The following is a 15,782-nucleotide window of genomic DNA, read 5'->3' on the forward strand; positions in this document are numbered from 1 at the left end:
CATTAATGATGATTTTTTTTAAAAGACACCTTACCCGCACAGTGGGAATAATTTGTCTGGTGGTTTGCGCGATTATTTACGGATGGTGGTTAATAAATGGTCGTTTTATACAATCCACGGATGATGCCTATGTAGGGGGGAATATTACCGTGGTCGCCAGTAAAGTCTCGGGTTATATCTCGCGGATTGAGGTTGGCGACAATCAACTAGTTAAAGCTGGCGAAATTATCCTTACTCTTGATGACAGGGATTATCGCGCCGCTGTTGCTCAATCTCAGGCGAAAGTATCGAGGAGCAAAGCCAATCTAGACAGTATTCGTGCCAGTATCACGATGCAACAATCGGTCATCGCGAGTGCCGGTGAAGCCTGGCAGGCGGAAAAATTCGATGCGCAAAAGAGTTCGAAAGACAGCCAGCGTTACGAACTGTTGGCAAAGTCAGCGGCCATTTCTCAACAAATCAAAGATAACGCACGGCTTGATTATCAACGAATGATAGCCAGAGAACGCAAAGCGGCGAATGATTACCAGACTGAGAAACAGCGTTTGACAATGTTATCTGCCGAACTGGAAGCCGCAAGGGCAAGCTACCGTGAGGCGAAGTCGGCACTCGACCGCGCGTTGCTCGATCTGGAGTACACCGTTGTCCGATCCCCTATAACGGGTACTGTTGCGAACCGTCGCGCCCGTGACGGTAGCTGGGTGGCGGGAGGCACGCAGTTAGCCTCCGTTGTACCGGTTAGCGGCCTATGGATAGATGCGAATTTTAAGGAGAGCCAGATTGCCGGGATGAAACCTGGGATGAAAGCGGAGATACGGGCAGATGTCCTACACGGCAAAGTTTTTCACGGATATGTCGAAAGTCTGGCACCGGCAACGGGATCGAGTTTTAGCCTGATCCCTGTAGAAAATGCCACCGGCAACTTTACTAAAATTGTGCAGCGCGTTCCGGTGCGGATTGCTATTGATAAAGTGGATGAACTGGCGCGCATCCTTCGCCCCGGACTTTCAGTGACCGTTAGCGTCAACGAACGACACTGATGGGGGCCGCTATGCGAAAACATATCGCCTTCGCCAGTATGTGTATTGGGCTGTTTATTGCCCAGCTTGATATTCAGATTGTCTCGGCCTCACTTAATGAAATCGGCGGTGGTCTCTCAGCAGGCAAAGATGAGATGGCATGGATTCAGACTAGCTATCTGATTGCGGAAATCATTATTATCCCTCTCTCTGGGTGGTTGTCGCGGGTATTTTCAACCCGCTGGCTTTTTACGCTTTCTGCCGGGGTTTTTACTGTTATGAGCGTTGCCTGCGCTCTGGCGTGGAATATACAGAGCATGATTGTATTCCGCGCTTTGCAGGGAGCCGCAGGAGCATCGATGATTCCGTTGGTCTTTACCACTGCTTTTATTTATTACCAGGGCAAAGAGTTGGGGTTAGCTGCCGCCGTTGTCAGCGCGCTGGCATCCTTATCTCCAACGCTTGGGCCAACCCTGGGAGGATGGATTACCGATAATCTTGAATGGCGTTGGCTTTTTTATATCAACATATTGCCGGGTCTTTATCTGGTGATGAGCATTCCTTTGCTGGTGGATATTGATAAACCTAACCTGTCACTCCTTAAAGGTGCAGATTATCTGGGCATTGCTTTACTTGCGCTTACGCTAGGATGCCTGGAGTACTCTCTTGAGGAAGGGGCCAGGTGGGGATGGTTTGACGACAGTACGATTATAGTGACATCAGGTCTAACGCTGGTGAGTGCGCTTTTATTTGCGACACGCACTCTGACAATATCGAATCCCATTATGGATCTTTATGCGTTCAGTGATAAAAACTTTTCGCTGGGCTGTTTTTTCTCTTTTGCTGGAGGTGTGGGGATATTCTCAACCGTTTACCTGACCCCGGTATTTTTGGGGCAGGTCAGAGGGTTTAGCGCGATGGATATTGGCCTGGCGGTATGCACAACCGGTATATTTCAAATTCTGTCAGTGCCTCTTTATTTATATTTGAGTAAAAGAATAAACCTGCAATGGTTACTGATGGCTGGACTGGGCGGATTTGCGTTTTCTATGTTTCTTTTCACCCCCATAACTCATCAATGGGGATGGCAAGAACTACTGCTACCACAGGCTATCAGGGGTGTTTCACAGCAATTTGCGATGGCGCCGATCGTCACATTAACCCTGGGCGGTATACCAAAAGAACGGCTGAAGCTGGCATCGGGAGTATTTAACCTGACGCGTAATCTTGGTGGCGCTATCGGAATTGCCCTGTGTGGGACGATTCTTAATAACCGGACTAATTTTCATTACCAAAGAATTGGGGAGAAGATTGTGTCCGTGCCACAAACTGTCAATGAATTCATTACCCGTTACACTGTAATTTTCATTCAGGGAGGAAGTGACGGTACCGCAGGGCCACTGGCAGCAACAAAATTACTGGGGCAGATGATGATGCAGGAAGCTCAAACAATGGCATTTTCTGATGCTTTTTTGCTGGTTAGTCTCCTCTTGTTTATGGCTTTCGCGCTGGTTCCTGCAATGGGTAGAAAACAGTAATGATGATTTGATGATTCGCTCGTCCTCAACTCACAGGTCACACTGGACGTCCGCTTCTGGCACTGAGCGGACATATCAAACCTTTCAATACCAGACCAGACTCGCTCGTTTCTCTAATCTATACCAGCATTTACGGCAAGTTGTCGCCGCGGGTTCTGCCATGTAGCGCAGGAAACGACCCGTTGTACGGTTAGCAATATCGGCGACCAACACCGCCGCCGATATCCGCCCCCATTACAAATCCGGCCCTTTTTTCCCTTCCTCAATAAATGCTTCATCAAGCTCTTCGGCATTACCTTCATGATCGCGGCCAGAGAAAAGATTCCAGCTGGCAAGGAACAGGGCGGCAATTAATGGGCCGATGACGAAACCATTAATCCCGTAAATTTCCATGCCACCAAGCGTGGTGATAAGAATCAGGTAATCGGGCATTTTGGTGTCTTTCCCGACCAGCAGTGGACGCAGAATATTGTCGACCAGACCGACGATAATCACAAAGAAGCCGATAATAAACAGGGCTTGCCACAGTTGGTGGGTAGCAAACAGGAAAATCGCCGCCGGCACCCAAACAATGGCTGACCCCACGGCAGGCACCAGCGACAGAAACGCCATCAGCGCGCCCCACAGAATACTGCCGTCGATGCCGACAATCGCGAAGGCGATACCGCCCAGTGCACCCTGAACAATGGCAACGACCGCCGTGCCTTTTACCGTGGCGCGCGTTACGCCAACAAATTTGGCGAACAGGTGCTGTTTCACAAAGTCGGAAAGCGGCAGTGAATCCAGAATCTGATTAACCAGATACGGCCCATCTTTGAGCAGGAAAAAGAGCAGATAGAGCATGATGCCGAAGCTAATGGCAAAGCCGAAAGTGCCTTTACCTATCAGGAAAGCGCTGCCCGCAAGATATTGCCCACCCTGCAACGCCACTTCCGAGAGTTTTTTCTGGATCTGCGCGGCATCATCCAGGTTGTGCTCCGTCAGGAATCCACGCGCCCAGTCGGGGAGGTGCGAGAATATCGCGGCTACCACCTCCGGGAACTGTGTATTGTTCTGCTGTAGCTTGGTGTAAACCACATTTAGTTCGAAGGCGAGCGATGAGAGAATAACCATCAACGGGATGAAAACAATTAGACAAATAATCGCCAGCGTAAGCAGTGAGGCTAACCCGTTACGATCGCCCATGGCATCGCGCAATTTGTTTTTCACCGGGTAGAAAATAACGGTTAATACCGCCGCCCATAGAATGGCGGAAAAGTACGGCGATAACACATCGAAGAAAGCCCAGGTGACCAGGGCCAGGATGAAAAGAAAGAAACCTTTAGTAAGTCCATTAAAACGCATTAGTAAATCCTGTAACTGAATGTCTGTATCGACTATAGAACTGTGTGGCGCATTTACCAACATTAAGATCAGTGGGGATTAATGTATTTAATAGCGCTAGAATGCTTAACTCTATGAAAATGATTCATCATTTCAGCACAAAGTTCAGGGACTATGAGACGCGCCCATGCTTAAAGAAAATTTCAATGAGCTTCAGCTCTTTCTCGCCGTCGCACGAGAGCGTAGCTTCACCAAAGCGGCGGGTAAGCTTGGTGTTTCGCAGTCGGCGCTCAGCCATGCAATGAAAGCGCTGGAGGCCCGGCTGAACATTCGCCTGTTAACGCGCACCACCCGCAGCGTAGCCCCAACGGAAGCCGGTGAGCGGATCATCGCCTGTCTGGAGCCCCGGCTTTCCGAGCTGGATGAAGAGCTGGAACAACTTGTACAACTGAACGGCGTTGCGGCGGGGAATATCCGTATCTCTGCGGGCGAACATTCGGCCAAATGTCTGGTGTGGCCAAAACTGAAACCGTTTTTACGTCAATACCCCGATATCAACGTTGAGCTGGTGGTGGATAACGGCTTCGTCAACATTGTGGAAGGGCGCTTCGATGCCGGTGTGCGTCTGGGCGAAAGTGTCGATAAAGATATGATCGCCGTGCGCATTGGTCCCGACGTGCGCCTGGTGGTTGCCGGTTCGCCGGACTATTTTGCGCAGCATGACATGCCGCAAACGCCGCACGATCTCCAGCATCATCGCTGCATCAATATGCGCTTGCCTACGGCGGGCGGGTTGTATCACTGGGAGTTCGAAAAAGCAGGGAAACAGCTAAAGGTGAGGGTCGACGGCCAGCTAACATTTAATACCATTGCCGAACGAATCGATGCTGCGGAGTCCGGATTTGGCCTGGCATTTATTCCTGAGGATAGCATCCGTCAGCAAATTGCCGACGGAAGGCTTGTGACAGTCTTGTCCGAGTGGAGTCCTGTTTTTTCAGGATATTATCTCTATTACCCGAGCAGAAAGCAGCATCTACCTGCATTTGCATTACTCATTGATGCGCTCAGATATTCCGACAATCTCGATGTCGTTTAAGCTCCCTAACGCGAACCGGCCATTGCCTGCTGAATCACCGGGATCGGCGTCAGCAAATGCTGACGCATTAATTCACTGGCGCGTGCCGCATCGCGCGCCAGTATTACCTCGGTCAATTGCTGATGCTGGTCATGTTTATCTTCCAGCATTTCGACGGACAGCACCGTTCTGCGCAGCCAGATAAAGCGATAGCGCGCGGCCAGGTCAAATAACCGTTCGCGCATTTGCAGCAGATAATGCGAACCACAGCCCGCGACAATCGCCGTATGGAACGCCTGATGGCGGCGATCCCACTCATCAAGCATATTTTCACTGGCGTCATTGGCTTCCAGCTTGCTGAGCATATGCGCGCGGGCAAGGATTTCGGCCTCCCAGGCGTCATCGCCGCGTTCGATGGCCAGGCGCACCAGCATGGCTTCCATGTTGGCGCGCGCATCGAAGATGTCGAGCAGCTCCTTTTCCGACATGGAAGCGACGTTGTATCCTTTCTGATTAACCACCGTCACCAGCCGCTCTGCCACCAGTTGGGAAAGCGCCTCGCGCAGTGGCCCTACGCCAAGGCCGTAGCGAGCGGTGAGCAGGCTCATGCGCAGTTTTTCATCGGGTTGATAAACGCCGCGAATAATATCGTTTTTCAGCCAGCGATAGCCATCAATGGCCGTTGGTTGAGGAATAGCGGTCATGGCCTTGCTCCTGTGTAGCAATCCCGGCTTGCGCCGGGATAACAATCTATCGGGTATTGTGTAGTGGCGTTTTTTGCCACAATACCAGTTTTTTCCAGCGCGCCATAATCGGCACGGTACAGATTATCCCTATCGCTAATAAGCCGGTGGATATCACTTCTAATTGTTGAGCCGGACGGAATAACATCACCACCAACACAAAGGTAATAAAGCCAATCACCAGCCAGGTAAGCCACGGATAAAGCCACATACGCAGGCGAATTTCGCCGCCTTCCGCCAGCAGGATTTTACGCATCCGCAACTGCGAAACGGCGATGACTAAATAAACCAGCAGGGCGATAGCGCCGGAGCTGTCTATCAGGAATTTAAACACTTTCGCAGGCGCGTAATAGTTGACCACCACCGTTAAAAACGCCGCACCGGTCGAGAGTAATACTGCCACATACGGGGTTTTGCTACGGTTGATTTTACCCATTACCGCAGGCGCATCCCCGCGACGGCTTAAGGAGTAGAGCATTCTTGACGCGGTATACAGCGCCGAGTTCAGGCAACTGGTTACCGACAGCAAAATAACGCAATCCATAATGAATTTCGCGTGCGGAATATTCAGCAACTCCAGCACAGAACGGTAGGAACCCACGGTTTTCAGTCCTGGCATATTCCACGGAATGAGAGCCACGACGACGAAAATAGAACACAAATAGAAAATAGAGATACGCCAGATAACCGAGTTAGTGGCGCGGACAATATGTTTATCCGGCGTGTCAGATTCTGCTGCTGCGATGGTAACAATTTCCGCGCCCATAAATGAGAACATGGTGATCAGCATCGCGCTTAGTACCGCCCCGAAGCCGTTCGGCATAAAGCCACCGCTATCCCATAATCTTGAGATCCCGCTCACGTCGGCATACGGGTAGAAACCACTAATCGCCGCTGCACCCAGCGCGATAAAGGCCAGGATGGCGATGACTTTGCACAGCGCCAGCCAGAACTCAAATTCACCGTAGTTTTTAACGCTTAATAAATTACTGCCGGTTAAGGCGAGGGTAATGACCAGGGAAAACAACCAGATGGGAATGCCGGGAACCCAGGAATGCAGGATCATGGCGGCAATGTTGGCTTCCAGCGGGATAACCAGTACCCAAAACCACCAGTACAGCCAGCCGATGGTATAGCCCGCCCAGCGGCCAATGGCTTTATCGGCATAGGTGGAGAAGGAGCCGGTGTCGGGCGTGGCAACCGCCATTTCCGCCAGCATTCGCATAATCATAACCACCAGTAACCCGGCGAAAAGATAGGCCAGTAATACCGCCGGGCCCGCTTCGGCGATGGCGACGCTTGAACCGACAAACAGACTTGCGCCGATAACACCGGCAATAGACAACATGGTGACGTGGCGTGATTTCAGCCCGCCGCCTAACTCATGTGGTTGCGATGATTGCCCCATCCTGAATCCTCTCGAAAGTGTGTCACTTGGGAGAGCGCCCCGACATTTCCCGCGTCGGGTCACGCGTTTAATTGTTATTGATTCTTTTTGCCGGAGAGCGGCTCCGCCTTATCCGGCCGACATAGATTTATTCCTGTTCACGTACTGATTGTCGGATGCGGCGTAAACGCCTTATCCGACCTGGATTCTCGTAGGCCGGACAAGACGCGTAAGCGTCGCCTCCGGCATGGTGCGGTGCTACTGCTTCGCCTCATCAAAACACTGGCTGATGATCTCCAGACCCTGACGGATCTGTGCGTCTTCAATGGTGAGCGGTACCAGGATGCGCAGCACGTTGTAATACGGGCCGCAGGAGAGAAGAATCAGGCCCTTGTCACGGGCGCGCGCCACGATGTCGGCGGTGAGTTTGGCGTTCGGTTTGCTGTGATCGCCATCTTCAAACAGCTCGATGGCGATCATCGCCCCCAGCCCGCGTACGTCGCCGATCTCAGTGTGTTTTTCGGCGATCGCCAGCAATCCGTCTTTCAGCTTCTGCCCCAGGTCGTTGGCTTTTTGCAGCAGATTTTCCTGCTCGAACACCTTCAACACTTCCAGCGCGGCCACGCAGGCAATCGGGTTACCCGCATAGGTGCCGCCCAGGCCGCCCGGTGCGACAGCGTCCATCACTTCAGCGCGCCCGGTGACGCCCGCCAGCGGGAAGCCGCCCGCGATGGATTTCGCAAAGGTGGTGAGATCCGGCGCCACGCCCATTTGCTCCATCGCAAACAGCGTGCCGGTACGCCCCGCGCCGCTCTGCACTTCATCGGCAATTAGCATGATCCCGTGTTCGTCACACAGCGCGCGTAAACGCTGCATAAAGGCTGGCGTTGCGGCGTAGAAACCGCCTTCGCCCTGAACCGGCTCAATCACGATGGCGGCGATATCTTCCGGCGCCGCATCATTTTTGAAGATTCGGTGGATACTGGCGATAGCGTCATCTTCACTGATGCCATGCAGCGGGCAAGGATAAAGCGCGCGATAAACATGGCCCGGCATCAGGCCCATGCCCGCAGAGTACGGATTCACCTTGCCGGTCAGCGCCAGCGTGTAATGCGTGCGCCCGTGATACGCGCCGCTAAAGGCGATGGTCCCGCTGCGTTTGGTGGCGGCGCGGGCGATTTTCACCGCGTTCTCCACCGCTTCAGAACCGGTCGTTACCAGCAGCGTTTTCTTGGCAAAATCGCCTGGCACCTTCTGATTCATAATCTCGCACAGCTCCAGATACGGCTCGTAGGCCAGCACCTGGAAGCAGGTGTGCGACAGTTTTTTCAACTGCGCTTCCACCGCCGCAACCACTTTCGGATGCAGGTGCCCGGTATTGAGCACCGCAATCCCGCCCGCAAAATCAAGATACTCACGGCCTTCAACGTCCCACACCCGGCAGTTTTCCGCGCGGTCAGCGAAAATCGGGTGAATTTGCCCAACGCCACGGGGAATCGCCTGACTGCGGCGCTGCATTAACTCTTTATTGCTGCTCATTCGCATTCTCCAGTTAAAGACCGATGCACATATATTTGATTTCTAAGTAATCTTCGATGCCATACTTCGAACCTTCACGACCCAGCCCCGAGGCTTTGATACCGCCGAACGGGGCCACTTCATTGGAAATAATGCCGGTATTGATGCCGACGATGCCGTACTCCAGCGCCTCGCCCACGCGGAAGACGCGGCTTAAATCACGGGCGTAGAAATAGGCGGCAAGGCCAAATTCGGTGTCATTGGCTTGCGCAATCACATCGGCTTCATCTTTAAAGCGGAACAGCGGGGCGAGAGGGCCGAACGTCTCTTCTTTCGACACTTTGGCGTTAGCCGGAACGTCCACCAGAATGGTCGGCTGGAAGAAGTTGCCACCGCGTTCGTGCGCTTTACCACCGCAAACCACGCGCGCGCCTTTCTCCAGCGCATCGGCAATATGCTCTTCCACTTTTGCTACCGCTTTTTCATCGATCAGCGGCCCGATGGTGACGCCTTTATCCAGTCCGTCGCCGATGTGCAGTTTACTCACCGCCTGCTGCAATTTTTCGGCAAAGCGGTCATACACGCCGTCCTGCACGTATAAACGGTTGGCGCAAACGCAGGTTTGCCCGGCGTTGCGGAATTTCGAGGCCAGCGCGCCTTCCACGGCTTTATCGAGATCGGCATCGTCAAAGACGATAAACGGCGCGTTGCCGCCGAGCTCCAGCGACACTTTTTTGATGTCTTTCGCGCACTGTTCCATTAACTGGCGGCCAATTTCGGTCGAGCCGGTAAACGACAGTTTGCGCACCAGCGGGTTGCTGGTCAGTTCATTACCGACCGCGCCTGCCGAACCGGTGACCACGTTAAACACGCCAGCCGGAATGCCCGCGCGAATCGCCAGTTCCGCCAGTGCCAGCGCAGAGAACGGCGTCTGACTGGCGGGCTTAAGTACCATGGTGCAGCCTGCCGCCAGCGCCGGACCGGCTTTACGGGTAATCATCGCCGCCGGGAAGTTCCACGGCGTGATGGCGGCGGTAACGCCAATCGGCTGCTTGATCACAATCAGGCGCTTATCGGCCTGATGACCGGGAATGGTGTCGCCATAAATGCGTTTGCCTTCTTCGGCAAACCACTCAATAAAGGAGGCGGCGTAGCTGATTTCGCCTTTCGCTTCAGCCAGCGGTTTGCCCTGTTCGAGGGTCATCAGACGCGCTAAATCGTCCTGATGCTCCATCATTAAATTGAACCAGTTGCGCAGAATGGTGGCGCGTTCTTTGGCGGTGAGCGCACGCCAGGCGGGCAGGGCGCGGTTGGCGGCGTCGATAGCGGCGCGGGTTTCATCAGCGCCCATTTTCGGCACGCTACCCAGCTTGTCGCCGTTCGCCGGATTGGTGACATCGATGACCTCGCCATTGTTGGCGTCCAGCCATTCCCCGTTAATCAACGCCTGCTGGCGGAATAAGTTACTGTCGTTAAGTTTCATCGCTACATCCTGTTTTCAAAGGTTATTGATTAAACGCGGCGTGTAAGGCATCCACACTACGTGCCGCTCGCAGCGTGCGTCCGGGGTTACTCTGGCTTGCCAACAGCGTTTGTACCTTGCTGACAATATGCGCACCAATAGGAATTGCTGATGTCGCTGCCGGGGAGGGCGCATTGCAGGTGTGGATCGTGCGCGGGGTGGTGACAAACAGAAAATCGTCAATCAGCTTGCCGTCCGGCGATACCGCCTGCGCCCGCACACCGGCAGGCCAGGGCTGGAGATCGCTTAACGAAAGCCGGGGACAATACTTTTGCACCAGCCGCAGATAGCCGCTTTTGCACAGCGAGTTTTTCATCTCGCCCAGTCCTGAGCGTAGATGGTTTTGCAGCACCCGGCGAATCCCCGACGAGCCCAAAATCTCCAGCGTGTCGCTAAATGAGAAGTCGCGCTTGCGATAGCCTTCGCGTTTGAACGCCAGCACCGCGTTTGGCCCGACGGTGACGCTGCCGTCGATCATGCGGGTGAGATGCACGCCCAAAAACGACATTGCCGGATCGGGAATGGGGTAAATCAGGTGGTTAACAATGTGGTTATGCTCCGGCGCAAGGCGGAAATACTCGCCGCGGAACGGGCAGATAATAAAGCCAGGTTCGAGGCCGAGCATTTTCACCAGCCGGTCAGCCATCAGCCCGGAACAGCTAATCAGCGTCGATGCTTCATATTCGCCGCCCTGGCGGGTACGTATCACCACGCCGTTTTTATGCTCATTAAGGCCGCTGACTTCGGCGTTATAGATAATCTCACCGCCTCTGGCCTGGAAGATTTTTGCCATCGCCGCCGTCACTTCGCGATAGCTGACAATGCCGCTGGACGGCACAAAAATACCGCCGAGCCCGGTGATATTCGGTTCGCGCTCGCGCAGTTCGTCGGCGTTTAACCACTCGCGCTCGATACCGTTCGCCGCCGTGCGTTCCCATAAGGCGCGCATCCTTTCCATTTCGAGATCGGACGTGGCAACCAGCATCTTGCCGCAGTTGTCGTAGCGAATGCCGTTTTGATCGCAAAAGGCTTTGGTGGCGCGGTTTCCCGCCAGGCAAAACTGCGCCTTCAGGCTGCCGGGCGTGTAATAGACCCCGGCATGGATCACGCCGCTGTTGTGGCCCGTCTGGTGACAGGCCGGGCCGGACTCTTTTTCCAGCAACGCAATGCGGGCGTCCGGATAGACATCAATCAGTTGCATGGCGGTCGACATGCCGATGATGCCGCCGCCAATAATCACAAAATCATACATCCGCTCAATTCCTTTGCGCTTACTGATGCGTCTGGTAGTGGTTAGTGGCGTAAGCGAAATAGCCACGCTGGCGCATCAGTTCGCGACGCAGATCCGGATGCGCGGTAAAGCGGTCGCGACCGTGCAGCCAGAACAGATTGTTAATCAAAAGGAATTTGCCAACGGGAACGGGCACAGAAAGAATGCCTTTGCTGGTTTCAATGGCATCGGAAAGCTCGCTCAACCACACGCCTTCTTCGAAGTCTTTCGGCTGGACGAACTGGTCGATATAACGCATCACCGGGCGACCCTGCTGATCGACGTCGAACACCGGATGGAATACATCTTTACTGACGTTTTTACTCGGCGGCGCGGCAAAGCGCATTGGGCGACGCGCCAGCGGGTGGCGGAAATAGTGGTCCAGATGTTCCCAGTCATCGAGATGCAGCAGCAGCGAATTTCCGCCCTGCATGTTTTGCTCGTCGATTTTCATCATCAGCACGTAATCGGTGATTTCTTCAACGTAGGTACCGTCGTTATGCAACTCCATCACACGGTGCGGCTGACGCAGATAGCTGTCTGAGTTATCGACATTTTTCACTACAAAACGCGCGTAATACTGACCGCTCATCGCATCGAAATTGGAACGTCCAATCAGATGCGCCACCGCCGTTGCCAGCTTCACCATCTCATCCGCTTGCTTCACATCATCGACACCCACCGCATTGATCAACAGCGCACCTTCAGCGCGGTTTAGCAATGTCTTCAACAGCAACGGTTGCAGCTGGTTCGCACAGAGATCGTCAAGAATTTTGCCTACCCGAAAACGCAGAAACGATTTGTACTCCAGCGCCTGCACGGGCCACTCGGCAACCTGCTCGAGGAACTGTTTGGTCGTCTGTTCGGTGAAGGTGAGTTCCAGCAGACGCGGGGATTGCGCCGACGGGGTGAGGGTGAATCCGCTATAGTCCTGGCCTGAATCGACAGCGTTGTTTTGTACGGCGGTCAGTGCATTCATCAGAAGCGATCCTCTTGAGGTTTCAGGGAGAGTGCGTGATGCTCATTTCGTAGCCATAAGTAAAAAATATCTACATTTTTAGAAAACGTGCACAAGAAGGTCGATTTGTTTCATTTTTGTGATCAAATGCGGCAGGAATTAAACATCTTATTTGTGTGGGTATGCGATGCCGGGTAACAGCGTTACCCGGCTTTTGGAGGAGGGATTATCTCGGCATCAGGGCAAACACGCCCCAACCGATGTATTCACGGGTGTAAGTGACATGCCGTTTCGGTGATGCGGTTAATATTGTGCGAACCTCCGGCGCGAACGGATCGTTTGGGTTGGCTTCCAGCCAGCGGCGTAGGGTGAGCCATTTTGCAGCTTCATAGCGGTCCCAGCCTTCCTGGTCGGCCAGCACCATCTCCACCACGTCATAGCCGCGCTCATCCAATAAACCGACCAGTTCGGGCAGTGCCAAAAAGTCCTCTGGCGCGTTTGCGCCGCACGCCTGCGCAACCGCGTCGGATTCAGGCATACGACGCCAGAAAGGTTCGCCGATAAGCATCATTCCGTCGGGTTTCAGGCTTTGACGCAGAAGGGTCAGCGTGCCTGCAAGGCCCCCGCCAATCCAGGTTGCACCGATGCAGGCCGCGATATCACAGCGTTCAGCAGCCACATAACCTGCGGCATCGCGATGGATAAAGCTCACGCGTTCGCTCACCTTCAGCTCCTGCGCACGTGCTTTAGCCTGCCCGGTGAACAACGGACTTAAATCAACGCCAGTGCCGGTTATCTGATGATCGCGCGCCCAGGTGCAGAGCATCTCACCGGAGCCGCTGCCGAGGTCAAGAATGTGCATCTCTGGCGTAAGCCTGAGTACGCGCCCCAGCGTGGCGTACTTTTCTGCCGTGAAGGGGTTATGAATGCGGTGCGCGCTTTCGCTAATCGTAAAAATACGTGGGATATCCATAGACTTGCTCCTTGCTTAACGGTTGTCCAGTTGGGCGCGGACGTTCTGCAACCCCGTGGTATTAATACGGTACGGTTGCCCGTTGACGGACTTAATCAGCTTTTTGGTTTTGAGTTTTTTGAAGACGGCGAGGTTACAGTCGCTGAGCAAAAGCCCTTCACGGCTATAGCATTCGACGGAGGTAACGCGGCCAGAGGAATCGCGAACGTGCGCAATTCGACCACCTTTGGCGAGAACGTGTAAGGTACGTTGTTCCTGACGGGATAAATTCATACTGGTGAACCTGTTAATCATCATGTGCAAAACGTGCAAACACACAGTGGTGTCCGCATTCGATTTCGGCGCATTGATAATCAGCCCGGCCTGAAAAGGTCGAGTCACTGATTATCAGATGATTACATTCTCCAGCATCAAAGCCTCGGTATGAGTTGAAAGGTATTTACAAGGTGAATGATAACACACGGTTTTAAGTGAGGAAGCGGAGTGCGCGAGTTTTGCTGCTGCGATCACATACGCGACGAAGCCAATGCCAGCAGTGAGTCATTCATGATTAGTAAACCGAATTGGCTTAATACTTTCAGGTGAAAGTGCATTTAAAGTACGCTTTAATGTTTGTTATCAGTTTTAATGTCCTCTCATCAATGATTAATCGCTCCACGGCCTGTCTTTCAGCACGTTATGTAGAGTGTTTAATATTTAATTTGTGTTCTTTGTTTATCATTTCTAATGAGAATGCTCAGTGCTATAATTGTTATGTTGTTTCCTACGTAAAATATATAAAAAGTAAGTTTTAACACTGTTTTGAAAAAATTGGCATAGCAGTTTGTAATAAGACTTTTGTCATTTTTATTTTTGGCTTGAGATAAATATTTTGATTTTTATCAATGTTGCCTTTCATTTTTATAAATCAGATACCCACTAAATTAGTTGCATATCACAAGTGTAACCTAACGTTATATATCAATTATCAATTAATAGTTTTCAAAGACATTATCAATTTTTAATGGTTTTACAATAAAAACCATTAAAAACAGTACGTTGTGTTTTATCGATTGCTAGTATTGATAAGATTCTCTGAATAATCTTTTTGCTTATGATCGGCCGTAACGATCATATCAAGAGTTATGATAGACAATAACTATCAAAAGATCTTTTCTCTTATTATAAAAACGATTGGAATAATCCTATGTTTTAAATAATTCTGAGCATGCATAGACATGGTGAATATATTTTTTTCAATGCTCTTTGTGGACGCTTTGCAGTACAGAGTAAGTTTGTTCCTGGTGAGTGAGGTTTATTATGGCTATGTATGAGCGGGAAACAGAAATCATCAGGCTTGCGCTCGTCAATCTATTGCGTGATGACGACCATGAAGCATTTTTTCTACATCTTGAGAGCATGTTTGAGCAATGTGACTTCCCAAAAACTGTTGAGATTATATTTCGTGATGCAATAGATAAATATCGCAAGTCGGGTCGTTTAGATCCCGAAGTTATGGATACTCTCTTGTTAGCGTATGAAAAGATAAGCGGCTATAAGTATGTAGAGAAATACATTAACGATAGAAATCAACTTATTAGGGCAAGATAGCAACATACTCTTATGCCTGCTGATTCGTTCATTGATTGCACGTCAGGGAGGTGTCGTTGACCGTCAGTATCATGGAATGCTTTCCCGAAAATGACGTTTATTTTTGTCTCGGCGTAACTGCACTTAAAGCAAAAATGGAGGAGAGTGGACACCCTTGTGATTATACGTTTATTCACCTTACGCGGCATACTTTAGCTCAGGTAATACAAAAACTGCCTGAGGTAGAAGGTAAAATCGTTATTGTCGCCAGCCCGCTTTTAGTCCCGGTGGCGATATGTTGGCAAGTAAAATCAAACAATATTACTGCCGTTTTAGATTCGACCAGTTCCGTACCTGGTATTATCCGTGCATTAACACAAAGGACCTATGCATTGTGGACGGATGATTAATTTTTTCTGCGGTAATGCGGCATTCAAAGGAATGACGGCGATGGGGGTCTGAAATTTCAGGGCTATTATCGCTCTGTCGCTTTGCAGGGATGTTGCTACTTTTAATTATTTTTCTCCTTGCGGCCACCGGCTGCGAGAGGACTGCTATTAAATTTTTAAACCATCACCATTAATAGTGAAGTAAGGGGAAACCCAAGGAGCCCTGTATGAAAATGACCCCGCTCAGGCAAAAAAAGATAGCGATATATATTTCTCTGGCATTGATGTCTACAGCGTTGCATCTACCTGAAGGACGTGCTGACATTCTAGAATATAATAATGTACTTTATTATAGTGGTTCTGGAAATCCAAATGGTGCACGCGACTATACCAATTATGAGGAAGTTCGTGTAACAACGGAGGCTGAGGGTACAGTTGCACCTTTGGCTGGATGGGCTATCTATCTTAATGATGGTTCCACCTATAAATTCAACGATC

The 15,782-nt window shown here is 51.6% G+C and carries 14 protein-coding genes; 5 read left to right on the plus strand and 9 right to left on the minus strand.

The window, feature by feature from the left end; genetic code table 11:
- The first annotated feature begins 8 nt into the window (after positions 1–8).
- Positions 9–1,040, plus strand: a complete 1,032-nt coding sequence (locus AC1MKH_RS09115; protein WP_276220358.1) for an HlyD family secretion protein — start codon at positions 9–11, stop codon at positions 1,038–1,040.
- Complete coding sequence (locus AC1MKH_RS09120; RefSeq protein WP_202212812.1) at positions 1,040–2,557, plus strand: DHA2 family efflux MFS transporter permease subunit; 1,518 nt, start codon at positions 1,040–1,042, stop codon at positions 2,555–2,557. Before AC1MKH_RS09115 ends, AC1MKH_RS09120 begins: the two co-directional genes overlap by 1 nt.
- A 234-nt stretch (positions 2,558–2,791) precedes the next feature.
- On the opposite strand, the gene AC1MKH_RS09125 is transcribed toward AC1MKH_RS09120, so the two are convergent.
- Positions 2,792–3,901: an AI-2E family transporter gene (locus tag AC1MKH_RS09125; protein ID WP_276220315.1), complete on the minus strand. Its 1,110-nt coding sequence runs from the start codon at positions 3,899–3,901 to the stop codon at positions 2,792–2,794.
- A gap of 166 nt (positions 3,902–4,067) precedes the next feature.
- Here AC1MKH_RS09125 and AC1MKH_RS09130 point away from each other — a divergent pair, with 166 nt between their 5' ends.
- Positions 4,068–4,976, plus strand: coding sequence for a LysR family transcriptional regulator (locus AC1MKH_RS09130; protein WP_276220314.1), 909 nt, complete (start codon positions 4,068–4,070; stop codon positions 4,974–4,976).
- 5 nt (positions 4,977–4,981) lie between these two features.
- Here AC1MKH_RS09130 and csiR read toward each other — a convergent pair whose 3' ends face one another.
- The 8 genes from csiR to AC1MKH_RS09170 all read right to left on the minus strand — a co-directional run bounded on the left by csiR (position 4,982) and on the right by AC1MKH_RS09170 (position 13,599).
- Positions 4,982–5,659 (minus strand): DNA-binding transcriptional regulator CsiR, encoded by a 678-nt coding sequence (gene csiR, locus AC1MKH_RS09135; protein ID WP_276220313.1) that lies wholly within the window; start codon positions 5,657–5,659, stop codon positions 4,982–4,984.
- Between the two features lie 46 nt (positions 5,660–5,705).
- Positions 5,706–7,106, minus strand: a complete 1,401-nt coding sequence (gene gabP / locus AC1MKH_RS09140; RefSeq protein ID WP_276220312.1) for a GABA permease — start codon at positions 7,104–7,106, stop codon at positions 5,706–5,708.
- Positions 7,107–7,343: 237 nt separating this feature from the next.
- The gene (gabT, locus tag AC1MKH_RS09145) at positions 7,344–8,624 is read right to left on the minus strand and encodes a 4-aminobutyrate--2-oxoglutarate transaminase (protein ID WP_276220311.1); all 1,281 of its coding nucleotides are present in this window, start codon (positions 8,622–8,624) and stop codon (positions 7,344–7,346) included.
- A gap of 13 nt (positions 8,625–8,637) precedes the next feature.
- On the minus strand, positions 8,638–10,086 hold the full coding sequence (gabD, locus tag AC1MKH_RS09150) for an NADP-dependent succinate-semialdehyde dehydrogenase (protein WP_088128690.1): 1,449 nt from the start codon (positions 10,084–10,086) through the stop codon (positions 8,638–8,640).
- 22 nt (positions 10,087–10,108) lie between these two features.
- Positions 10,109–11,377, minus strand: coding sequence for an L-2-hydroxyglutarate oxidase (gene lhgO, locus AC1MKH_RS09155; protein ID WP_276220310.1), 1,269 nt, complete (start codon positions 11,375–11,377; stop codon positions 10,109–10,111).
- A 19-nt stretch (positions 11,378–11,396) separates the two neighbouring features.
- Positions 11,397–12,374 carry a glutarate dioxygenase GlaH gene (glaH, locus tag AC1MKH_RS09160; RefSeq protein WP_089574310.1) on the minus strand — a complete coding sequence of 326 codons (978 nt, stop codon included), beginning with the start codon at positions 12,372–12,374 and terminating at the stop codon, positions 11,397–11,399.
- A 205-nt stretch (positions 12,375–12,579) separates the two neighbouring features.
- Positions 12,580–13,326 (minus strand): SAM-dependent methyltransferase, encoded by a 747-nt coding sequence (locus AC1MKH_RS09165; protein WP_276220309.1) that lies wholly within the window; start codon positions 13,324–13,326, stop codon positions 12,580–12,582.
- A gap of 15 nt (positions 13,327–13,341) precedes the next feature.
- Positions 13,342–13,599: a YjhX family toxin gene (locus AC1MKH_RS09170; RefSeq protein ID WP_276220308.1), complete on the minus strand. Its 258-nt coding sequence runs from the start codon at positions 13,597–13,599 to the stop codon at positions 13,342–13,344.
- Positions 13,600–14,625: 1,026 nt separating this feature from the next.
- Between AC1MKH_RS09170 and AC1MKH_RS09175 the strand changes: the two genes are divergently transcribed.
- Together AC1MKH_RS09175 and AC1MKH_RS09180 are read left to right on the plus strand one after the other, a co-directional pair.
- Complete coding sequence (locus tag AC1MKH_RS09175) at positions 14,626–14,916, plus strand: hypothetical protein (RefSeq protein WP_276220307.1); 291 nt, start codon at positions 14,626–14,628, stop codon at positions 14,914–14,916.
- A gap of 56 nt (positions 14,917–14,972) precedes the next feature.
- A complete protein-coding gene (locus AC1MKH_RS09180) occupies positions 14,973–15,305 on the plus strand; it encodes a hypothetical protein (RefSeq protein WP_144052250.1) in 333 nt (110 codons plus the stop codon).
- Positions 15,306–15,782: the final 477 nt, after the last annotated feature.

The sequence above is a fragment of the Pseudocitrobacter sp. CD920760 genome (genome assembly GCF_057782505.1).